The 21,684-nt window shown below is 40.0% G+C and carries 25 protein-coding genes and 2 other annotated features; all 25 genes read left to right on the top strand.

Features of this window, described 5'->3' with window-relative positions:
- On the top strand, nucleotides 1-253 hold a 253-nt coding region (locus tag V7659_RS12655; protein WP_335540319.1), incomplete at its 5' end, for a hypothetical protein.
- A 388-nt stretch (nucleotides 254-641) separates the two neighbouring features.
- A complete protein-coding gene (locus V7659_RS12650; protein ID WP_335540318.1) occupies nucleotides 642-1,103 on the top strand; it encodes a CtsR family transcriptional regulator in 462 nt (153 codons plus the stop codon).
- A 25-nt stretch (nucleotides 1,104-1,128) separates the two neighbouring features.
- Nucleotides 1,129-1,677 (top strand): UvrB/UvrC motif-containing protein, encoded by a 549-nt coding sequence (locus V7659_RS12645; RefSeq protein WP_335540317.1) that lies wholly within the window; start codon nucleotides 1,129-1,131, stop codon nucleotides 1,675-1,677.
- A gap of 1 nt (nucleotide 1,678) precedes the next feature.
- Nucleotides 1,679-2,749, top strand: a complete 1,071-nt coding sequence (locus V7659_RS12640; RefSeq protein WP_335540316.1) for a protein arginine kinase — start codon at nucleotides 1,679-1,681, stop codon at nucleotides 2,747-2,749.
- 17 nt (nucleotides 2,750-2,766) lie between these two features.
- Nucleotides 2,767-5,208 (top strand): ATP-dependent protease ATP-binding subunit ClpC, encoded by a 2,442-nt coding sequence (clpC, locus tag V7659_RS12635; protein ID WP_335540315.1) that lies wholly within the window; start codon nucleotides 2,767-2,769, stop codon nucleotides 5,206-5,208.
- Nucleotides 5,209-5,586: 378 nt separating this feature from the next.
- Entirely contained in the window at nucleotides 5,587-6,969 is a 1,383-nt protein-coding gene (radA, locus tag V7659_RS12630; protein WP_335540314.1) for a DNA repair protein RadA, read from the top strand.
- 3 nt (nucleotides 6,970-6,972) lie between these two features.
- Nucleotides 6,973-8,046 carry a DNA integrity scanning diadenylate cyclase DisA gene (disA, locus tag V7659_RS12625; RefSeq protein ID WP_144555586.1) on the top strand — a complete coding sequence of 358 codons (1,074 nt, stop codon included), beginning with the start codon at nucleotides 6,973-6,975 and terminating at the stop codon, nucleotides 8,044-8,046.
- Between the two features lie 193 nt (nucleotides 8,047-8,239).
- Nucleotides 8,240-9,328, top strand: coding sequence for a PIN/TRAM domain-containing protein (locus tag V7659_RS12620; protein WP_335540313.1), 1,089 nt, complete (start codon nucleotides 8,240-8,242; stop codon nucleotides 9,326-9,328).
- A 21-nt stretch (nucleotides 9,329-9,349) separates the two neighbouring features.
- The gene (gene ispD / locus V7659_RS12615; protein ID WP_335540312.1) at nucleotides 9,350-10,036 is read left to right on the top strand and encodes a 2-C-methyl-D-erythritol 4-phosphate cytidylyltransferase; all 687 of its coding nucleotides are present in this window, start codon (nucleotides 9,350-9,352) and stop codon (nucleotides 10,034-10,036) included.
- Nucleotides 10,036-10,518: a 2-C-methyl-D-erythritol 2,4-cyclodiphosphate synthase gene (ispF, locus tag V7659_RS12610; protein WP_335540311.1), complete on the top strand. Its 483-nt coding sequence runs from the start codon at nucleotides 10,036-10,038 to the stop codon at nucleotides 10,516-10,518. Before ispD ends, ispF begins: the two co-directional genes overlap by 1 nt.
- Nucleotides 10,519-10,718: 200 nt before the next feature.
- Nucleotides 10,719-12,176 carry a glutamate--tRNA ligase gene (gltX, locus tag V7659_RS12605; RefSeq protein ID WP_335540310.1) on the top strand — a complete coding sequence of 486 codons (1,458 nt, stop codon included), beginning with the start codon at nucleotides 10,719-10,721 and terminating at the stop codon, nucleotides 12,174-12,176.
- 46 nt (nucleotides 12,177-12,222) lie between these two features.
- Nucleotides 12,223-12,472 (top strand) — a binding site (T-box leader).
- Between the two features lie 62 nt (nucleotides 12,473-12,534).
- Nucleotides 12,535-13,203, top strand: a complete 669-nt coding sequence (gene cysE / locus V7659_RS12600; RefSeq protein ID WP_335540309.1) for a serine O-acetyltransferase — start codon at nucleotides 12,535-12,537, stop codon at nucleotides 13,201-13,203.
- Nucleotides 13,184-14,581 (top strand): cysteine--tRNA ligase, encoded by a 1,398-nt coding sequence (cysS, locus tag V7659_RS12595; protein WP_335540308.1) that lies wholly within the window; start codon nucleotides 13,184-13,186, stop codon nucleotides 14,579-14,581. Before cysE ends, cysS begins: the two co-directional genes overlap by 20 nt.
- 3 nt (nucleotides 14,582-14,584) lie before the next feature.
- Nucleotides 14,585-15,004: a Mini-ribonuclease 3 gene (locus V7659_RS12590; protein WP_335540307.1), complete on the top strand. Its 420-nt coding sequence runs from the start codon at nucleotides 14,585-14,587 to the stop codon at nucleotides 15,002-15,004.
- A gap of 1 nt (nucleotide 15,005) precedes the next feature.
- Nucleotides 15,006-15,749, top strand: coding sequence for a 23S rRNA (guanosine(2251)-2'-O)-methyltransferase RlmB (gene rlmB, locus V7659_RS12585; protein WP_335540306.1), 744 nt, complete (start codon nucleotides 15,006-15,008; stop codon nucleotides 15,747-15,749).
- 3 nt (nucleotides 15,750-15,752) lie between these two features.
- Complete coding sequence (locus V7659_RS12580) at nucleotides 15,753-16,262, top strand: NYN domain-containing protein (protein WP_144555577.1); 510 nt, start codon at nucleotides 15,753-15,755, stop codon at nucleotides 16,260-16,262.
- 69 nt (nucleotides 16,263-16,331) lie between these two features.
- The gene (sigH, locus tag V7659_RS12575) at nucleotides 16,332-16,982 is read left to right on the top strand and encodes an RNA polymerase sporulation sigma factor SigH (RefSeq protein ID WP_026565506.1); all 651 of its coding nucleotides are present in this window, start codon (nucleotides 16,332-16,334) and stop codon (nucleotides 16,980-16,982) included.
- A gap of 112 nt (nucleotides 16,983-17,094) precedes the next feature.
- Nucleotides 17,095-17,241 carry a 50S ribosomal protein L33 gene (gene rpmG / locus V7659_RS12570; protein ID WP_098573712.1) on the top strand — a complete coding sequence of 49 codons (147 nt, stop codon included), beginning with the start codon at nucleotides 17,095-17,097 and terminating at the stop codon, nucleotides 17,239-17,241.
- Nucleotides 17,242-17,285: 44 nt separating this feature from the next.
- Complete coding sequence (secE, locus tag V7659_RS12565) at nucleotides 17,286-17,468, top strand: preprotein translocase subunit SecE (RefSeq protein ID WP_098573710.1); 183 nt, start codon at nucleotides 17,286-17,288, stop codon at nucleotides 17,466-17,468.
- A gap of 136 nt (nucleotides 17,469-17,604) precedes the next feature.
- Nucleotides 17,605-18,138, top strand: a complete 534-nt coding sequence (gene nusG / locus V7659_RS12560) for a transcription termination/antitermination protein NusG (RefSeq protein WP_026565508.1) — start codon at nucleotides 17,605-17,607, stop codon at nucleotides 18,136-18,138.
- Nucleotides 18,139-18,316: 178 nt separating this feature from the next.
- The gene (gene rplK / locus V7659_RS12555) at nucleotides 18,317-18,742 is read left to right on the top strand and encodes a 50S ribosomal protein L11 (protein ID WP_026565509.1); all 426 of its coding nucleotides are present in this window, start codon (nucleotides 18,317-18,319) and stop codon (nucleotides 18,740-18,742) included.
- A 155-nt stretch (nucleotides 18,743-18,897) separates the two neighbouring features.
- Nucleotides 18,898-19,596, top strand: coding sequence for a 50S ribosomal protein L1 (rplA, locus tag V7659_RS12550; RefSeq protein WP_335540305.1), 699 nt, complete (start codon nucleotides 18,898-18,900; stop codon nucleotides 19,594-19,596).
- A gap of 53 nt (nucleotides 19,597-19,649) precedes the next feature.
- Nucleotides 19,650-19,794 (top strand) — a sequence feature (ribosomal protein L10 leader region).
- Nucleotides 19,795-19,827: 33 nt separating this feature from the next.
- The gene (gene rplJ, locus V7659_RS12545; protein WP_335540304.1) at nucleotides 19,828-20,328 is read left to right on the top strand and encodes a 50S ribosomal protein L10; all 501 of its coding nucleotides are present in this window, start codon (nucleotides 19,828-19,830) and stop codon (nucleotides 20,326-20,328) included.
- Nucleotides 20,329-20,390: 62 nt separating this feature from the next.
- Complete coding sequence (gene rplL / locus V7659_RS12540; protein WP_144555574.1) at nucleotides 20,391-20,753, top strand: 50S ribosomal protein L7/L12; 363 nt, start codon at nucleotides 20,391-20,393, stop codon at nucleotides 20,751-20,753.
- A gap of 118 nt (nucleotides 20,754-20,871) precedes the next feature.
- A complete protein-coding gene (locus V7659_RS12535) occupies nucleotides 20,872-21,474 on the top strand; it encodes a class I SAM-dependent methyltransferase (protein ID WP_335540303.1) in 603 nt (200 codons plus the stop codon).
- Nucleotides 21,475-21,684: the final 210 nt, after the last annotated feature.

The raw sequence follows: 21,684 nt of genomic DNA, 5'->3' as shown, positions 1-21,684 counted from the left end.
CGTTGCCAGGCACATCAAGGACAATCTGAAAAGGTTGTTCTTTTTTGTTATGGAAAGAAAGGTAAATATACCGAAGGACAAAGCCCTCCAAATGAACAGTCAAAATGTCTATCGGAAAGGTTCCGAAGGACAAAACTATCCAAATGAAAAGTCGTCTATCGGAGGGATACCGAAGGACAAAACTCTCCAAATGAGCACGCAAAATGTCTATCGGAGGCACTCCGAAGGACAAAAAGGATCGAAAGGTAGCTAAAGAACATCCTTTTGTTACTGAAATTAACCTATGAATAGCCACTATGATTTATTTTTGGAGTTTTGGTAATTCAAGAATCTCGGAAACACGGAGAGGCTCCAGCTCCCTCCCCGCCAGCTGTAATATTCACCGATACCTGGCTAATTTATCATGACATTCAACTCCTGCCTCTAGTACCGTATAACGTGAATTGAGAACAACCTAAATAGGTTGTTTTTTTATATTTACTATTATCCACTCCCCATCACAACATTACTTTTTAACGAAACCTACGTTTCACAATGGCGAGATTTGGAGAAAATCATTAGTAGGGAATCGTTGCATCTACATAAAAAATTCAGTATAATTTAGTCAAATATAGTCAAAGTCAGAGAATGGGGGTGGGAAGATGAGAAACATCTCTGATATTATTGAAAAATATCTCAAACAAGTATTGGAATTAAGTGAAAGAGACCTCGTTGAAATCAAACGAAGTGAAATCGCAGACAAATTTCAATGCGTTCCATCACAAATCAATTATGTAATCAATACCCGTTTTACGATCGAAAGAGGATACATTGTAGAAAGTAAACGGGGCGGCGGTGGGTATATACGGATCATGAAGGTCCAGTCCCATGATCTTGCTCATTTAATTGAACAATCACTCGCACTTATTCAAAGCAGGATTAGTCAAACCAGTGCAGAGGATGTCATATTCAGACTCGTTCAAGAAGAAATTATCTCACAGCGGGAAGCGAAAATTATGCTCAGTGTAATTGACCGATCCGTTCTCTATATTGATCTTCCATACCGAGACGAATTAAGAGCGAGAATGCTAAAAGCAATGCTAACATCTTTAAAATATAAATAAATTTTTTCGCTTGAGAGGTGAAAGTATGATTTGCCAGGAATGCAACCAAAGACCTGCAGCCCTTCACTTTACGAAAATCATTAATGGTGAAAAGACCGAAGTTCATCTGTGTGAAAAATGTGCGCAGGAAAAGGGAGAAATGTTTATTTTTAATGGGGAATCTGGATTCGCTTTTAATAATTTGTTAGCAGGATTATTAAATATAGACCCTACTTTTCAAAAGCCAAGTCAAAGTCCATTTCATCAGGAGGAAATTCTCCAATGTGATTCTTGCTCGATGACTTTTCCGCAGTTTTTAAAAGTGGGCCGCTTTGGATGTTCTCATTGTTATGAAGTATTTAAAGAACAATTGAAGCCTGTATTACGGCGACTTCATAGTGGAAACTGGACACATAATGGAAAAATACCAAAGAGAATTGGTGGAGGAATCCACTTGCGAAAACAGATTGATGAATTAAAAAGTAACTTAAAAGAATCAATTACCAATGAGGAATTTGAAAAGGCTGCTGAGATTCGTGATGAAATACGTCAGTTAGAGAGAAAACTAGCAGCCAGCCAAGAGGGAGGGGAATAACATGTCGCTTGAACGATTTTTAAATCAAGCTGTCAGCTCCTGGATGAGTGAGGAAGGACCTGATTCAGATATTGTCCTCAGTTCCCGCATTCGTTTGGCTCGTAACTTTGATGCATATAAATTTCCAACACTTTTCTCACACGAAGAAGCAAAAATCATTATTGAAAAAATGGAGGAAATATTAAATCAGTCAGACCTTCAAAAGTTTGGCCAAATGGAATTGTTGAAAATTAATGAACTTCAGCCTCTGCAAAAAAGGGTGTTGGTGGAAAAACATTTAATTAGTCCAAATCTAGCAGAGGATTCACCACATGGTGCTGTTTTATTAACCGAAAATGAAGAAGTTAGTATTATGATTAATGAAGAGGATCATATTCGTATTCAATGCTTGTTTCCTGGATTGCAATTATCTGAAGCCTTAGATGCCGCTAATGAAATTGATGATTGGCTTGAAAGTAATATTCAATATTCATTTGATGAGAAGCATGGTTATTTAACCAGTTGTCCTACAAATGTGGGAACCGGTCTTCGTGCTTCAGTCATGATGCATTTGCCAGGACTAATTTTAACACAACAAATTAATCGAATTATTCCGGCAATCAATCAATTAGGTTTAGTTGTTAGAGGAATTTATGGTGAAGGCAGCGAAGCATTAGGTAATATATTTCAAATTTCTAATCAAATTACCCTTGGAAAATCGGAAGAGGACATTTGCCGGGATCTCAAGGGAGTTGTCAGCCAGTTAATTTCACAAGAAAGGTCAGCACGTGAAGCATTACGGAAAACTTCAAACATACAATTAGAAGACAGGGTGTTCCGTTCACTGGGTGTGTTATCTAATAGCCGAATCATCGAATCAAAAGAAGCAGCAAGATGTTTATCTGATGTTCGGCTTGGAATAGATATGGGTTATATTGAAAATATGCCTAAGACGATATTAAATGAATTAATGATACTGACCCAGCCAGGTTTCCTGCAGCAATATGCTGGCGGTTCATTAAGACCACATGAAAGAGATATCAGACGGGCAGCGTTAATTAGGGAACGAATAAAAATGGAGCAAGAAAAATAGGTGAGGAGGAAGAGAATATGATGTTCGGCCGTTTTACTGAAAGAGCGCAGAAAGTTCTAGCATTAGCACAAGAGGAAGCGATTCGTCTTGGACATAACAATATTGGAACAGAGCACATTTTATTAGGATTAACTCGTGAAGGAGAAGGGATTGCAGCAAAAGCTCTTTATGGGCTTGGCTTAGGTTCTGAAAAAATCCAAAAAGAAGTAGAAAACTTAATTGGCAAAGGACAGGAAGCTTCTCAAACTATTCACTATACTCCAAGGGCTAAAAAGGTCATCGAATTATCGATGGATGAGGCACGCAAATTAGGACATTCCTATGTAGGCACGGAGCATATTCTCCTTGGCTTAATCCGTGAAGGGGAAGGGGTTGCCGCACGGGTCCTTAATAATCTTGGTGTAAGTCTAAATAAGGCAAGACAGCAAGTACTTCAACTGTTAGGAAGCAATGAGTCAGGCGGGCATCAAGGCGGTGCATCTGCCAGTGCGAACACACCAACACTTGACAGTCTTGCACGCGATCTAACCTCGATCGCCCGTGAAGGAAGTCTTGACCCGGTAATTGGCCGCGGAAAAGAAATTCAACGTGTTATTGAAGTTTTAAGTCGTCGGACAAAAAACAACCCTGTATTAATTGGGGAGCCGGGTGTCGGTAAAACAGCGATTGCAGAAGGTCTTGCCCAGCAAATTGTTAATAACGAAGTGCCTGAAATTCTTCGGGATAAACGAGTGATGACTCTTGATATGGGGACAGTGGTAGCTGGAACGAAATATCGAGGTGAATTTGAAGACCGTTTGAAAAAGGTCATGGATGAAATACGCCAGGCTGGGAATATTATTCTTTTCATTGATGAGCTGCATACCTTAATTGGTGCTGGTGGTGCGGAAGGAGCAATAGATGCTTCTAATATCTTAAAGCCATCACTTGCGCGCGGCGAACTGCAATGTATTGGTGCAACAACCCTTGATGAATATCGTAAATATATCGAAAAGGATGCTGCATTAGAACGACGCTTCCAGCCAATTCGTGTGGATGAGCCGACCCTTGAAGAATCAATTCAGATCTTAGAGGGGCTTCGCGACCGTTACGAGGCACATCACCGTGTATCGATTACAGATGAAGCGATTCAAGCGGCAGTAAAACTTTCAGACCGCTATATCTCTGACCGCTTCCTGCCGGATAAAGCGATTGATTTAATTGATGAAGCAGGTTCTAAGGTACGACTTCGTTCCTTTACTACTCCTCCAAATTTAAAAGAATTAGAAGTGAAATTGGAAGAGGTTCGTAAGGAAAAGGATTCTGCTGTTCAAAGTCAAGAGTTTGAAAAGGCTGCTTCCTTAAGAGATACAGAACAGCGTTTACGTGAGCAACTGGAAGAGACAAAGAAGAATTGGAAAGAAAAACAAGGAAAAGAAAACAATGAAGTAACCGTCGAAGATATCGCAAGCGTTGTTTCCAGCTGGACCGGGGTTCCTGTTTCCAAGCTGGCGGAAACAGAAATGGCGAAGTTGCTAAATTTAGAAGAACTTCTTCATTCTCGTGTTATTGGCCAGGAAGAAGCAGTAAAAGCCGTATCGAAGGCTGTACGTCGTGCTCGTGCCGGATTAAAAGATCCAAAACGACCAATTGGTTCCTTCGTTTTCCTTGGACCAACAGGTGTTGGGAAAACCGAATTAGCCCGAGCACTTGCTGAAGCGATGTTTGGTGACGAGGATGCGATGATTCGGATTGATATGTCCGAGTATATGGAGAAGCACTCGACCTCTCGTTTAGTTGGTTCGCCGCCAGGATATGTCGGTTATGAAGAAGGCGGCCAATTAACAGAAAAGGTTCGTCGAAAGCCATATTCTGTGGTGTTATTAGATGAAATTGAAAAGGCTCATCCAGACGTATTTAATATCCTGCTGCAAGTCCTTGAGGACGGTCGATTAACTGATTCCAAAGGCAGAACGGTTGACTTCCGTAATACTGTCCTCATTATGACATCCAATGTTGGTGCTGAAGCACTAAAACGAAACAAGTATGTCGGCTTTAATATTCAAGATGGAGATCAAGATTATAAAGATATGAAAGGGAAAGTGATGGGAGAATTAAAGAAAGCTTTCCGTCCTGAATTCCTTAACCGTATCGATGAGATTATTGTTTTCCATGCTTTAGAGCGGAAGCATCTTGAAGAAATTGTGACTTTATTATCAGAGCAGTTAATTAAACGCTTAAAAGAGCAACATATTTCTTTAGAATTAACGGCTGCGGCAAAGGAGAAGATTTCTCAGGAAGGCTATGATCCTGAATATGGAGCACGACCATTACGCCGTGCGATTCAAAAACATATTGAAGACAGACTTTCGGAAGAACTATTAAAGGGGACATTATTAACAGGACAGCATGCGATTATTGATGTTAATAATGGAGAATTTATTGTTCGAATGGCTGAGAAAACCAGTTTAGTAAAATAGGCCTGAGTCGTAATATCTATGAAGAGGTACACGTAAATAAAGTTAAATCGTGTACCTCTTTTTCTATCGACTTTTTCAAATGAAAAAATAAAAAAGGTGTGGTAACCTTTAAATAGTTAGCAAAATCTGGCTCCTGCACCCGACGTATTTCTCTATCTGGTGCGTGCGCCTTTTTTCAAAGTTAAATGAGTATGACTTTTTGAACTAGATAACTGTCTGGCTCCAGCACCCAGCGGCTAGTGTACTTCGCCCTTTTCCCTACGATAAGTCAACATCGAATCGCTTACGCTCTCCGTGTTTCCTTTATCTCAGTCAAAGGGCTCCAGTCCATACGCCGCTAAACGGGCGCTTGCGCCTTTTAGAGAGGGTAGAAGGATAATGGCAAAACGAAAGACGAAGTTTATGTGTCAGGCTTGCGGATATGAATCGCCCAAGTGGATGGGTAAATGTCCTGGCTGTGGTGAATGGAATAAGATGGTGGAGGAAGTGGAAGTGACTGGTACCGCCAGGAGAGGTGCATTTGCCCATTCTCAAGGCGGAGCAGGACTGTTATCTAAACCCATGCCAATCAATTCAATTGAAATGGAAAATGAACCGCGGATTCTAACGGATTTAAACGAATTAAACCGTGTCCTTGGCGGCGGTGTGGTAAAGGGTTCTTTAGTCCTAATTGGCGGAGACCCTGGAATTGGGAAGTCAACGCTTCTTTTGCAGGTATCCTCCCAACTTGCAAATAAAGGAAATCAGGTTTTGTACATATCTGGTGAGGAATCGTTACGGCAAACCAAACTTCGTGCGGAGCGATTAGGTATATCTTCTGAAAATCTCCTCGTTTATTCTGAAACGAATCTTGAAGAGATCAACCGGACCATCGATAGTACCAATCCTAGCTTTGTCATTATTGATTCAATCCAGACGGTCTTTCACCCAGATGTAACAAGCGCACCGGGAAGTGTCTCACAGGTTCGTGAGTGTACCTCGGAATTAATGAGAATTGGGAAAACGAAGGGGATTGCGATCTTTATTGTTGGACACGTAACAAAAGAGGGGTCAATTGCTGGTCCAAGGCTGTTAGAGCATATGGTGGATACGGTTCTCTATTTTGAAGGAGAAAGACACCATACCTATCGGATTCTGCGTGCAGTCAAAAACCGTTTTGGTTCAACCAATGAAATGGGTATTTTTGAAATGAAAGAATTGGGCCTAGAAGAAGTAGCCAATCCCTCTGAAATCTTTCTAGAGGAGCGTTCACGGGGTGCAGCTGGATCTACGGTGGTTGCATCGATGGAAGGGACAAGACCAGTCCTAGTTGAAATTCAAGCGTTAATTTCCCCTACCAGTTTTGGGAATCCAAGAAGAATGGCCACTGGAATTGACCACAACCGTGTGCCGCTTCTGATGGCGGTATTAGAAAAGCGAGTTGGGATGCTTCTCCAGAACCAGGATGCCTATTTAAAAGTTGCTGGTGGTGTGAAATTGGATGAGCCAGCCATTGATTTGGCTGTAGCTGTCAGTATTGCTTCGAGTTTTAGAGATAAACCAACAAGGCCGACGGACTGCGTCATTGGTGAAGTCGGTTTAACAGGGGAAGTAAGAAGGGTATCAAGAATTGAGCAGCGCGTCCAAGAAGCGGCCAAGCTTGGTTTTGAGCGAGTTATTCTGCCCGCTAATAATCTTGGCGGCTGGAAGGGACCAAGGGGAGTCGAACTCATTGGGGTATCGAATGTCAGTGAAGCATTGAAAGCAGCGTTGGGAGGGTAGCAGATGGAGAATAAAAAGCTAGGTGAACATACCGTAAGTGAGATATTACAATTCCTTGCTCCAGGTACACCCATTCGCGAGGGGATTGACAATGTCCTTCGTGCCAATACAGGAGGCCTCATTGTCATTGGTTTTAATGAAAAAGTAAAAAGTATCGTTGATGGCGGCTTTGAAATTAATTGTCCTTTTTCACCAAGCTTTTTATATGAGTTGGCCAAAATGGACGGGGCGATTATCCTTAATGAATTAGGAAATAAAATTCTGTTTGCCAATGCCCAGCTGGCCCCTGACTCCGATATCCCCTCTACAGAAACAGGAATGCGGCACCGCACAGCTGAAAGAACGGCGAAACAAACAAAAGCCTTAGTTATTGCCATCTCCCAAAGGAGAAATGTAATTACTCTGTATCAAGGGAACTTCCGTTATGCTTTAAAAGATATTGCGGTTATTTTAACAAAGGCAAATCAAGCCATTCAGACGCTTGAAAAGTATAAGACGGTCCTAGAACAAAGCATTACGAATTTAAGTATTCTAGAGTTTGAAGAGTCTGTCACGTATAACGACTTTTTACTGGTTCTCCACCGGTTTGAAATGGTCTTAAAGATTAAAAACGAACTGCTAACCTATTTACATGAATTGGGGACTGAAGGGCGTCTCATTCGTTTACAACTGAATGAAATCCTAACTGACTTGGAAGAGGAAACGATGCTCATTATCAAAGATTATGCCTTTGACAGAGACATTAAAGCCAGAGATGTTTTAGGCCGAATGCAGTCAATGACTTCAAATGGAACGATAGAGGATATGGTGTTATTAAAACTAATGGGATATCTGGGCTATGTCCATCTTGAGGAAAATAAAAGTCCGCGCGGATACCGGATTCTTAATAAAATTCCAAGACTTCCATCGATCATAATTGAAAATCTAATCAGCAGATTTGGGGAGCTTGCCAAAATAATCTCTGCATCTGTAGAGGAACTCGACGAAGTTGAAGGGATTGGGGAAGTTCGTGCTAAAAAGATTAAGGAAGGTTTCAAATTAATTAAAGAACGGTTATACACGGATAGACACCTTTGAAAATAATGAAATAATAGTAAAAAAAATCCAATTGTTTGACATGGAAATTTTCCAATGCTACCCTATGGAGAAATCATCTATCAATAATTCACGTGAACTACTCTTTTAACAAGAATCTTTAAGTGAAAAATAATCAGTAAATTAAGGTTTCATTTTTATGAATATGTTTATAATGAGTAGAGGAGGTGAAGGAATGTTAAAACGTATTGTGCAGGCTTGCTTCCTCATTATGGGTGGTACGCTTGGTATTTTGTTATTACCGGAATTGTTCGATTTACTTCATATCAATGACATTCCCTTAATTAACAACTCGTATATCACTGCTGTTTTAGGTGCTATTATTTTTTATCTTATTACCTTTTGGGCAGTAGATTATGTCTTTAATTTTATTAAATGGGCTGAAGATTCTTTAGTGAAAATCCCTGTAACCGATGTCCTTTTTGGTAGTGTCGGCTTAATATTCGGGTTGTTGGTGGCTTTTTTAATCGGCTTTGCCCTGAATGCGGTTCAAGTGCCGATTTTAAATGCTGTTGTACCAATCTTGCTGACCATTTTATTTGGCTACCTTGGCTTTCAAGTAGGTTTTAAGAAAAGGGATGAACTGCTTGGTCTCTTTGGAAACCGGAGTAATAAGAAAAAATCCAGTGATGATGAGAGTGAAAAGGAAGCGAATCAATCTTTAAAAATACTAGATACAAGTGTGATTATTGATGGACGTATTGCTGATATTTGTCAGACGGGATTTTTAGAAGGTACGATTGTCATTCCACAGTTTGTCCTCGAGGAATTACAGCATATTGCTGATTCATCCGATGTCTTAAAACGAAATCGCGGCCGTAGAGGCTTGGATATCTTAAATCGAATTCAAAAGGAACTTGCCATTAAAGTCGAAATCTATGAAGGTGATTTTGAGGAAATTAGTGAAGTGGATTCAAAACTTGTCAAGTTAGCAAAAATCACAAATGGAATCTTAGTCACAAATGATTTTAATCTGAATAAAGTCTGCGAATTGCAGAATGTTTCGGTGTTAAACATCAATGACTTAGCGAATGCCGTCAAACCTGTTGTTCTTCCAGGAGAAGAATTAACGGTACAGGTAATTAAGGATGGCAAGGAATATCATCAGGGCGTTGCTTACTTAGATGACGGAACTATGATCGTTGTCGAGGAAGGAAGAGAATATATCGGGAAACGAATTGAGGTTCTCGTCACAAGTGTTCTCCAAACATCGGCCGGAAGAATGATATTTGCCAAACCAAAATTATTAGAAAAGGCACTATGATTGAAAGATTGGGGTAATTTTATGACTTACCAAGTCATTCTCCCGGCAGCGGGCCAGGGAAAAAGAATGGGAGCAGGGAAAAATAAGCTTCTATTAGAGCTTAATAGTGTTCCTGTACTAATCCATACATTAAAGGTGTTTGAACAGGATAATGCCTGCAGCAAAATTATTGTAGCGATTCATCCCCAAGATGAAGAGGAATTTAAAGCCTTATTTATCAAGTATAATGTTGCCAAAGAAATCCACTTAGTGGACGGTGGTAAGGAACGTCAGGATAGCATTTTTAATGCGCTGAAAACAGTGGAAACAGACGGGATCATTCTTGTTCATGATGCGGCACGTCCTTTTATCAGTAAAGAACATATCTACCGTTTGACAAAAGTGGCTGAGGATACAGGGGCAGCCATTTTAGGAGTGCCGGCAAAGGACACCATCAAAAAGGTTCAAGATGGTTTGGTGGTTGAAACTGTCGAACGTTCAAGCTTGTGGGCGGTCCAAACCCCACAAGCTTTTCGCGTTTCTCTTCTGATGGAGGCCTATGAGAAGGCAGAAAAAGACTCCTTTCTAGGAACAGATGATGCTAGTCTAGTGGAGAGGACCGGCCATCCTATTACGATGGTAGAAGGCGACTACGATAATATCAAATTAACAACACCAGAAGATATATATTTTGCTGAAGCGATATTGAGAAAAAGGAGTTTTTCGTGATGTTTCGAATTGGTCAAGGGTTTGATGTGCATCAACTAACGGAAGGGCGTCCGTTGATTATAGGCGGAATTAACATACCTTATGATATGGGATTATTGGGTCATTCGGATGCAGATGTTTTATTACATACGGTTTCTGATGCTTGTCTTGGTGCGATTGGGGAAGGTGATATTGGTAAACACTTTCCTGATACCGATCCCAATTTTAAAGATGCTGACTCTGCGAAGTTAATGGAGCATGTGTGGCAATTGGTGAAAAATAAGGGGTACGAGCTGGTTAATGCTGATTGTACAATCATAGCTCAGAAGCCGAAAATGGCACCTTATATTGAGCAAATGCGCGTGAGAATTGCCGAGTTACTAGACGCAGCACCTGAGCAAATCAATGTGAAGGCAACAACCACGGAGAAATTGGGCTTCACAGGCAGAGGAGAAGGAATCGCCTCTCAAGCCGTTGTTTTATTAAGAAAGGTTCATGAATAGTCTTTCTTGAAATCATAGACAATGATAAAATAATCAGTTGAAACCATAAATTTTTGGGAAAGTTGTCTAGCTTCAGCGCCTAGGGGCTCGAGTCATAAGCCGATCGCTTCGGAAGGCAAAAAGCGCCTTCTGTCAGCGCTCGTCTTATGCTTGTCGCCCCTGGGCAAGGCGCTTACGCTTTTCTCATTGGAGGCATTGATATGTCAAATGAAGTTCGTGTAAGATATGCTCCAAGTCCAACGGGGCATTTACATATTGGAAACGCCCGTACGGCATTATTTAATTACTTATTTGCACGTAATCAGGGTGGAAAATTTATCATTCGTATTGAAGATACCGATAAAAAACGGAATATTGCCGGCGGAGAAGAAAGCCAGTTAAAGTATTTAAAATGGCTAGGCATGGATTGGGATGAGAGCGTTGATGTCGGCGGAGAATACGGTCCATACCGCCAATCTGAACGAAATGATATTTATGAAACATACTACAACCAATTATTAGCTGAAGGCCATGCTTATAAGTGTTATTGTACTGAAGCCGAAATTGAAGCAGAGCGCGAAGCCCAGACCGAAAGGGGCGAAACACCGCATTATTCGGGTAAATGCCGCCATTTAACAGATGAACAACGCCGTGAATTAGAAAGCGAAGGCCGTCAGCCAAGTATTCGGATTATCGTACCTGAAGGTAAAACCTTTACGTTTGATGATATGGTAAAGGGCAGCGTTTCCTTTGAATCCGAAGGGATGGGCGACTGGGTCATCATTAAAAAAGATGGTACCCCAACCTATAACTTTGCAGTTACGGTTGATGATTATTTAATGAAAATCTCTCACGTGCTCCGTGGCGATGATCATATTTCTAACACACCTAAACAACTCATGGTCTATGAAGCATTAGGCTGGGAGCCGCCAATTTTTGGTCATATGACATTGATTGTCAATGAAAGCCGTAAAAAGTTAAGTAAGCGCGATGAATCAATCATCCAGTTTATTGAACAATATGAAGAGTTAGGGTATCTCCCAGAAGCGTTATTTAACTTTATTACGCTCCTTGGCTGGTCGCCGGCAGGTGAAGAAGAAATATACTCTAAGAATGAGTTTATTGAGATATTTGATGCGAATCGCTTATCTAAATCCCCTGCATTATTTGATAAGCAGAAACTGCTGTGGATGAATAACCAATACATGAAAAAGATTGAGATTGATCGTGCAGTTGAACTGGCTTTACCGCACTTGGTGAAAGCCGGCCGCTTAAGTGAAAGTCAAACGGATGAACAGTACCAATGGGTTCAAGGGCTAATCGAACTCCTGCAGGAAAAAATGAGCTTTGGTGCCGAAATCGTAGAATTATCCGACATGTTCTTCAAAGAGGAAGTGGACTACGAAGAAGATGCGAAGGAAGTTCTAGCAGGAGAAACAGTTCCGGAAGTGTTAAAGGCGTTTTCACTTGAACTGGATCAGTTAGAACATTTCCGAGCTGACGGAATAAAGGCTGCAATGAAGGCAGTCCAAAAGTCTACCGGTCAAAAGGGAAAAAACCTATTTATGCCAATTCGTGCTGCAGTAACAGGCCAAACACATGGACCAGACTTGCCACAGGCCATTGAACTTTTGGGTAAAAATAAAGTTCAAACAAGAATTAATAAAATTATTAGTTAACATTAAAGACAAAATGTAATATAGTAGAATAAACAATTATATAGTTACTAAAGTGTAGAAGAGGATAAGTAAAAAAAGGATGCTTCAAAGAGAAAACCATCACCGGCTGAAAGTGGTTTAGGCCTCTCGTTTTTTGAAATGCACCTCTGAGCCCTGTTTCGAAAAGAGTCAACTCTAAGTAGAGATGGGCGGAACCGATCCGTTAACAGGTAGAGTGAGACCAAGTTTTGAGCTATTGTTACCATACAAGCTTTCCGGTCTAATCAGAGTGGAACCGCGCGTTTAGCGCCTCTGTCGTGATGACAGAGGCGTTTTTTATTTACTTTTTTATTTACCAAACAATAAGGGGAGAATGGTAATGTTCAAGAAGTTGAGGGAGGATGTAGAGGTTGTTTTCGAGCAAGATCCTGCGGCAAGGAGCCATTTAGAAGTCATCTTAACCTATTCAGGCTTGCATGCCATTTGGTCACACCGAATCGCACATGCACTCTTTAATCGGAAATTATTTTTTCTAGCCAGGGTTATTTCGCAAGTAAGCCGATTTTTTACCGGTATTGAGATTCATCCCGGGGCAAAAATAGGCAGAAGATTTTTTATTGACCATGGTATGGGTGTTGTTATTGGGGAAACATGTGAAATTGGGGATAATGTAACTATATATCAAGGAGTAACACTTGGTGGAACGGGGAAAGAAAAAGGGAAACGGCATCCGACGATTAAGGATAATGTCCTGATTTCTACGGGGGCTAAGGTACTTGGATCGATCACAGTTGGAGAAAATTCCAAAATTGGCGGTGGATCGGTTGTATTGAAAGAGGTTCCTCCTAACTCTACAGTAGTAGGAATTCCAGGCAGAGTAGTCATGCAAGACGGAAGAAAAATTACAAAAGACTTAAACCATTGTGACTTGCCAGACCCTGTTGCCGACCGCTTAAGAGAAATGCAAAATGACTTGGATAGATTAATGTATGAACTCGAAGAATTAAAAGGAGAAAGGATAAAAGTCAATGGCCATACAACTTTATAATACACTTACACGTAAAAAGGAAACCTTCGTACCGCTTGAAGAGGGAAAGGTCAAAATGTATGTTTGCGGTCCGACTGTCTATAATTATATTCATATTGGTAATGCCCGTCCGGCCATCGTTTTTGATACCGTCCGACGCTATTTAGAATACCGCGGCTACGATGTTAAATATGTTTCCAACTTTACAGACGTAGATGATAAATTAATCCGAGCTGCCAATCAATTAGGAGAAGACGTGCCGGCTATTGCTGACCGGTTTATCAATGCCTATTTTGAAGATGTGTCTGCATTAGGCTGCCAAAAAGCGGATGTTCATCCAAGGGTAATGGAGAACATGGACATTATTATTGAATTTATTAGTGAATTAATTGATAAAGGTTTCGCTTATGAATCGGCTGGAGATGTATATTTCCGGACAAGAAAATTCGATGGCTATGGTAAACTGTCGCATCAATCGATTGATGATTTGCAGATAGGAGCAAGAATTGAAGTTGGCGATAGGAAACAAGATGACTTAGACTTTGCCCTTTGGAAAGCGGCGAAAGAAGGGGAAATCTTCTGGGAAAGCCCATGGGGACTTGGCCGTCCTGGATGGCATATTGAGTGCTCAGCAATGGCAAAAAAGTATTTGGGTGAAACGATTGATATTCATGCTGGTGGACAGGATTTAACTTTCCCGCATCATGAAAATGAAATTGCTCAGTCAGAGGCACTATCAGGAAAATTATTTTCCCGCTATTGGATGCACAACGGCTATATCAATATTGACAATGAAAAAATGTCAAAGTCGCTAGGAAACTTTGTGTTAGTTCATGACATTATCAAGAAACACAATCCACAAGTGTTACGCTTTTTCATGTTATCGGTTCATTATCGCAATCCGATTAATTACAGTGAGGAATTACTGGAAAGTACGAAAGCAGCATTTGAACGCTTGATCACCTCCTATCAAAATTTAAAGCATCGTAAAGAAGCAAGCACGGATTTAACCGATAATAATCAAGAATGGCTTGATAAAATTGCAAGCTCACAAGAACAGTTTATTGAGGCAATGGATGATGATTTCAACACAGCGAAAGCTATTTCTGTCTTATTTGACCTCTCGAAACTGGCAAATTATTATCTTTTAGAAAAAAACACGGCAATATCGGTAATCGATGCTTTTACTAAACAGTTTGAAGATTTGTTCCATGTTTTAGGACTGACGATTGAAAAAGAAGAAATGCTAGATGAAGAAATTGATGCATTGATTGAAAAACGAATTCAAGCTCGAAAAGACCGTAATTTCCAATTGTCTGACCAAATCAGAGATCAGCTTAAGGAAATGAATATTATTTTAGAAGATACCCCGCAAGGTACAAGGTGGAAAAGAGGCTAATTCATGCTTAAATATGAAAATACCGTCGATGCCAAACAATTGAATAGTCTCGCCCTTGCCTATATGGGGGACGCCATTTATGAAACGTATGTAAGGCGCCACCTCCTCTATAGCGGGAAGGTAAGACCCAATCATTTACACCGGACGGGAACGACTTACGTTTCGGCAAAGGCACAATGCAAAATTCTTTTTCAAATGATGGATGATCATCTTCTCGACGAGGAAGAATTAGCGGTGATTATGCGCGGTCGAAATGCAAAGTCAGGCTCTGTTCCTAAAAATACAGATGTTCAAACCTATCATTACAGTACAGCGTTCGAAGCGTTGATGGGTTATTTATATTTAACGGGTAAAATAGAACGGATGGAAGAATTGATTAATCTGGCATTTAGATATGTAGATGAAAGAAAGGAGGAACGCTAGGATGGAACAAGAATATATTGTTGGCAAAAATCCAGTTATTGAAGCGCTGAAATCAGAAAGGGATATTAACAAAATCTTAATTGCTGAAGGATCACAGCGCGGCCAAATGCAGCAAATTACGCAGTTAGCAAAGGAAGCACATGTGATTGTTCAATTTGTGCCAAAGAAAAAAATTGACCAAATTTCCGGTGAAAACCATCAAGGAGTTCTGGCCTATGTTGCCGCTTATCAATATGCGGAGATTGATGACTTGTTTGCTGCTGCCGAAAAGAAAAACGAAACACCTTTCTTTTTATTGCTTGATGAAATTGAAGATCCACATAATCTCGGTTCGATTATGAGAACGGCGGATTCTGTGGGGGCACATGGCATCATTATACCGAAACGGAGGGCTGTCGGCTTAACCGCAACAGTGGCTAAAGCCTCGACAGGTGCAATTGAGTATATTCCAGTTGTACGCGTCACAAATATGGCGAGAACAATTGATGAATTAAAGGAACGGGGCATTTGGATTGCGGGAACAGATGCAAAAGGAAAAGATGACTACCGCAGGTTAGATGGGACCCTGCCGCTTGGATTGGTCATTGGTAGTGAGGGAAAAGGTATGGGTAGACTAATCCGTGATAAATGTGATTTTCTTATTCACCTGCCAATGGCCGGAAAAGTTACTTCGTTAAATGCTTCTGTTGCAGCATCTTTACTCATGTATGAGGTATATCGAAAACGACACCCGCTTGAGGGGTAACATATGGATATCCTGCTTGTCGACGGATATAACATTATTGGGGCCTGGCCGGAACTTAGGGCGTTAAAAGATCGAGATCTGCCAGCAGCAAGGGATCGTCTTGTTGAAAGAATGGCGGAGTATCAAGCCTATTCCGGATATCGTGTGATTGTTGTCTTTGATGCCTATTATGTACAAGGAACAGAGAAGAAATATAAAAATCATCAAGTAGAAGTCATCTTTACTAAAGAAAATGAAACAGCAGATGAGCGGATAGAAAAATTGGCGATTAGCCTAAGTAATCGGAGAACGCAAATACATGTTGCCACCTCCGATTTTACAGAGCAATGGGCTATCTTTGGACAAGGGGCATTAAGGAAATCCGCTCGGGAACTGCTCATTGAAATGTCCTCCATTGAAAAAGGGATTGAGCAGAAAGTGAAGAAGATTCAAGAAAAAAAACCTGTCTCAAAAATAAATATGAGTGATGAAATGGCAGAAATTTTTGAAAAGTGGCGCAGAGGGCAAAAGTGAACGTGGACACTGAAAAAATTGTCATGTATACTATTACTAACTATGCTTGTTCGGTGGAGGCGATCTACTTTGAGTACGGACTTCGGAACAAAGGTCAACCAGCAGTTCCTCATAATGGAAGATGAAGAAATTGTTTATTTGGTGCACCACGGTGATAGTGAAGCGTTGGATTATTTAATCCACAAGTATCGTAATTTTGTACGTGCAAAAGCTAGGTCCTATTTTTTAATTGGAGCTGATAAAGAAGATATTGTCCAAGAAGGGATGATTGGATTGTACAAAGCCATTCGTGACTTCAGAGAGGACAAACTGACCTCCTTTAAGGCATTTGCCGAGCTGTGCATTACTCGTCAAATTATAACAGCCATTAAAACCGCAACAAGGCAAAAGCATATCCCGTTAAATTCGTATGTCTCTTTGGACAAGCCAATTTATGATGAAGAGTCCGATCGAACATTAATGGATGTTTTGTCAGGGGCAAAGGTACTAGACCCTGAAGAGCTAATCATTAATCAAGAAGAATTTGACCATATTGAATTTAAAATGACTGAATTATTAAGTGACTTAGAAAGAAAGGTATTAGCCCTTTACTTGGATGGTCAATCCTATCAAGAAATTTCAGAAGAACTTAATCGTCATGTGAAATCCATTGATAATGCTCTGCAGCGAGTGAAAAGAAAGTTGGAACGATATCTCGAACTTCGTGAATTTTCACTGTAATAACCTACCTTTATGGCATAAATTTGAACCGTTTCCAAAGGATATTGACAATAATTAGGGTACATGGTACATTTTTAAGGATATAATAGAAAATTGGGTAAAGGTGTCGAAGATGAGTAAAAAAGTTATCCTTGCATGTGCAGTTTGCGGTTCTCGTAACTATTCGACAATCAGCAAACAGACACAAACAGAGCGATTAGAATTGAAAAAATTCTGCAAAACGTGCACCACCCATACCATTCATCGAGAAACAAAATAGTCATCCTATATTCTTATAGTTATTTTATTTGGGGGTTACTTAACATGCAGCGCATAACGAAGTTCTTCAGTGATATATTCCGTGAGATGAGGAAAGTTAGCTGGCCAAAACGCGGAGAACTAACACGCTCGACGATTACTGTATTAACGACCGTTGTTTTTTTCGCAGCGTTCTTTGCAGTTCTTGATTTAGGGATTTCAAAATTGATTCGTTTAATTCTTGAATAATAAATCATCTTTCATGGTATAATGGTGATTAATAAAGGAATTTTTATCTAAAAGCCCGTATAACGGGTTTTTTATTTGTTTAAAAAATAGTCTATGACTAATAAATAGGGAGGGACGGACGTTCTAGTCCTCTTAAATGGAAAAAAATTGGTATGTATTACATACTTACTCGGGTTATGAAAATAAAGTAAAAGCAAATTTAGAAAAACGGGTCGAATCAATGGGGATGCAAGATAAGATTTTCCGAGTGGTTGTCCCTGAAGAAGAAGAGACCGAACTAAAAAACGGCAAGAAAAAAGTAGTAAAGCGCAAAGTGTTCCCTGGTTATGTATTAGTGGAAATTGTGATGACAGATGATTCTTGGTACGTAGTACGGAATACTCCTGGAGTAACAGGGTTTGTTGGATCATCAGGATCAGGTTCTAAACCGACACCATTACTTCCAGAAGAGGTTGTCGTAATACTAAAACGAATGGGTGTTACCGAAACTCGTGTCGATGCGGATTATGAAATTGGCGAAACGGTTCGCGTTAAAGAAGGTCCATTTGCTAACTTTACAGGATCAGTGGAAGAGATGGATAAAGACAAGGCGAAGCTGAAGGTTCTTGTTAATATGTTCGGCCGTGATACCCCTGTAGAACTTGATTTTACTCAGATTGAAAAACTTTAATGTAAAAAAACTTGAAATCATTTTGAAAAAGTGGTAATATTTCATAGGTCAGTATGTCTCCATGTGAGACAAGACTTATGTCAAGTTCTTTATGATCAATAGATAAAGACAGATGCCTGAGTGGGAGGGTTCCTAAAGACCCTATTACCACATCACGGACTTTAAGGAGGTGTGTCTCGTGGCTAAAAAAGTAATTAAAGTCGTTAAATTACAAATTCCTGCTGGGAAAGCAAACCCTGCACCACCAGTTGGTCCTGCACTAGGTCAAGCCGGTGTTAACATCATGGGATTCTGTAAAGAATTTAACGCTCGTACAGCAGATCAAGCTGGTTTGATCATCCCTGTTGAAATTACGGTATTTGAAGACCGTTCATTTACATTTATTACGAAAACTCCTCCTGCTGCCGTTCTTTTGAAAGTAGCAGCTGGAATTCAGTCTGGTTCTGGTGAACCTAACCGTAATAAAGTAGCAACAGTTAAGCGTAATACAGTACGCGAGATTGCGGAACAGAAAATGCCTGACCTAAACGCAGCTAGCGTTGAAGCAGCAATGCGCATGGTTGAAGGTACTGCTCGCAGCATGGGTATCGTCATCGAAGACTAATCCGTGTAACTGATTGTTTTTTGTAAAATGAAGGGGTTGCGACGTTATAAACACTCGCAACCTTTTTCGTGGGCTAGCTGCGGCGCCTAAGGGCGCCTCTGCTTTACGCCGTGGGAGAATTATTCGCTAAAACCACAATCTAGGAGGAAATTAAAATGGCTAAAAAAGGTAAGAAGTATTTAGAAGCTTCAAAGCTTGTAGATCGCCTAAAAGCATATCCAATTGCTGAAGCAATTGATCTTGCAAAACAAACAAACTTCGCTAAATTTGATGCAACTCTTGAAGTAGCATTCCGTTTAGGTGTTGACCCTAAGAAAGCTGACCAACAAATCCGTGGTGCAGTTGTGCTTCCTAACGGAACTGGTAAAACGCAACGCGTTCTAGTTTTCGCTAAAGGGGAAAAAGTAAAAGAAGCAGAAGCAGCTGGCGCTGATTATGTAGGCGATGCTGAGTACATCAACAAAATCCAACAAGGTTGGTTTGAGTTTGATGTAATCGTAGCAACTCCTGACATGATGGGTGAAGTTGGTAAATTAGGTCGTGTATTAGGACCTAAAGGCTTAATGCCAAACCCTAAAACAGGTACAGTTACATTTGATGTAACTCGTGCAATCAATGAAATTAAAGCAGGTAAAGTTGAATACCGCGTTGACAAGTCTGGTAACATCCACGTGCCAATCGGTAAAGCTTCTTTCGAAAACGAAAAGCTTGTTGAAAACTTCAACACTGTATTTGAAACTATGGTAAAAGTGAAGCCTTCTGCTGCAAAAGGTACTTACATGAAGAACGTAACTGTTGCTTCTACTATGGGACCTGGCGTTAAAGTTGATCCTTCATCAGTAGCTGTTAAATAAATTTTACCAATTGACAACTTAAATTAGATTTTATATAATCTATTTTGTTGTTTAAAATAATAACATTTGTACTGTAGACAGCAGGTGTGCCAAGTGCACTTAATTCCCTGCCGAGGTAATGCGATATAAATAACTGAGTAATCAGTTGTTATCCTGCCTCCATGTCACCGTTCGATATGGAGGCATTTATTTGCCTGGTATAAATGTAGAAATTCTACAGGAGGTGTAAAGATGAGCAGTGCAATCGAATTAAAGCAACAAATCGTTAGCGAAATTTCTGATAAATTAAAGAACAGCGTATCAACAGTTGTTGTTGATTACCGTGGTCTTTCAGTAGCAGAAGTAACTGAACTTCGTAAACAGCTTCGTGAAGCTGGTGTGGAATTCAAAGTTTACAAAAACTCAATGACACGCCGTGCAGCTGAAGCTGCTGATCTTGCTGGTTTAAACGCTGCATTAACAGGTCCAAACGCAATTGCGTTCAGTACTGAAGATGTAGTAGCACCGGCTAAAATCTTAAATGACTTTGCGAAAAAGCATGAAGCACTTGAACTTAAAGCAGGTGTAATTGAAGGTAATGTTGCAACAGCTGAAGAAATTAAAGCTCTTGCTGACCTACCATCACGCGAAGGTTTACTATCTATGTTACTCAGCGTACTACAAGCTCCAATCCGCAACCTTGCTCTTGCTACAAAAGCAGTTGCAGAACAAAAAGAAGAACAAGGCGCTTAATAAGTTAGCCTGAATACGACATTTTAAATAAATTTGAACGAAAACTAAGGAGGAAATTAATCATGACTAAAGAACAAATCATTGAAGCAGTTAAAACTATGACTGTTTTAGAACTTAACGATCTAGTAAAAGCAATCGAAGAAGAATTCGGCGTAACTGCTGCTGCTCCAGTAGCAATGGTTGGCGGCGCAGGTGCTGCTGCTGTTGAAGAAAAAACTGAATTTGATGTAATCCTAGCTGGCGCTGGCGATCAAAAAATCAAAGTTATTAAAGTTGTACGTGAAATCACTGGTCTTGGTCTTAAAGAAGCAAAAGACCTTGTTGACAACACTCCAAAGCCAGTTAAAGAAGGCGTTTCTAAAGATGAAGCTGAAGCAATCAAAGCTAAGCTTGATGAAGTTGGAGCAAACGTTGAAGTTAAGTAATAATCACAAAAACGAGCTCGCTGTATAAGCGGGCTTTTTTTGGCTTAATAGAATCTAGATTTTTAGTTTCTTTTCCTCGTTAATCTTCAATTATTAATCTTCCTCGGAGGTGAGTCAGTTGTCTGAACACTACTATTCTCGAACACAAAAGGTCGAAAGTGACCCGAAATTTTGGGACTACACTTTAAAAAATAACCCATTTCGTTTTAAAACGGACAACGGTGTGTTTTCAAAAAGAGAAGTAGATTTCGGCTCACGTTTATTAATTGAGTCTTTTGAAATGCCAAATGCAGACGGATTACTCCTGGATGTTGGCTGTGGCTACGGTCCAATTGGTCTTTCGCTTGCAAAATATTATCATGAACGTATGATACATATGGTTGATGTTAATGAGCGGGCTATTGAATTGGCTAAGGAAAATGCAGAATTAAATCGGATCCAGAATGTTACAATCTATGAAAGTGATCGGTTGTTAAATGTGAAAGAAAACACATTTGCAGCTATTTTAACAAATCCGCCGATCAGAGCAGGGAAAAAAACAGTCCATGACATTTTTGAACAAAGCTTTGATCATCTCGTGTCACAAGGAGAGTTATGGGTTGTCATTCAAAAGAAACAAGGTGCACCATCCGCGATTGAAAAATTAAATAATTTATTTAACCACGTCGAAACTATTGACAAATCCAAAGGTTATTTTGTCATAAGGGCACAAAAAAGTTGACTTGAAAATGTCACTATGATAGCATTATAAAATGCCATCATAATAATTTCCGAATTATTCCTATAAAAACTTGAATATCTTGTATAAAATAGGAATATTAAGGAAATGATGACAAAATAATAGTCTAAATGTGAAAATGTGGTTTTTAACTAAAAACCCTTTTTCATTATGTTTACTGGAAAAGGAGTAAATTTCTGTTCCATAAACGTT

Origin of the sequence: Neobacillus drentensis (assembly GCF_036966985.1) — a bacterium.
GTDB lineage: Bacteria > Bacillota > Bacilli > Bacillales > Cytobacillaceae > Neobacillus > Neobacillus drentensis_E.
The sequence above is the reverse complement of the archived record's forward strand: the minus strand, read 5'-3'. Positions and strand labels throughout refer to the sequence as shown.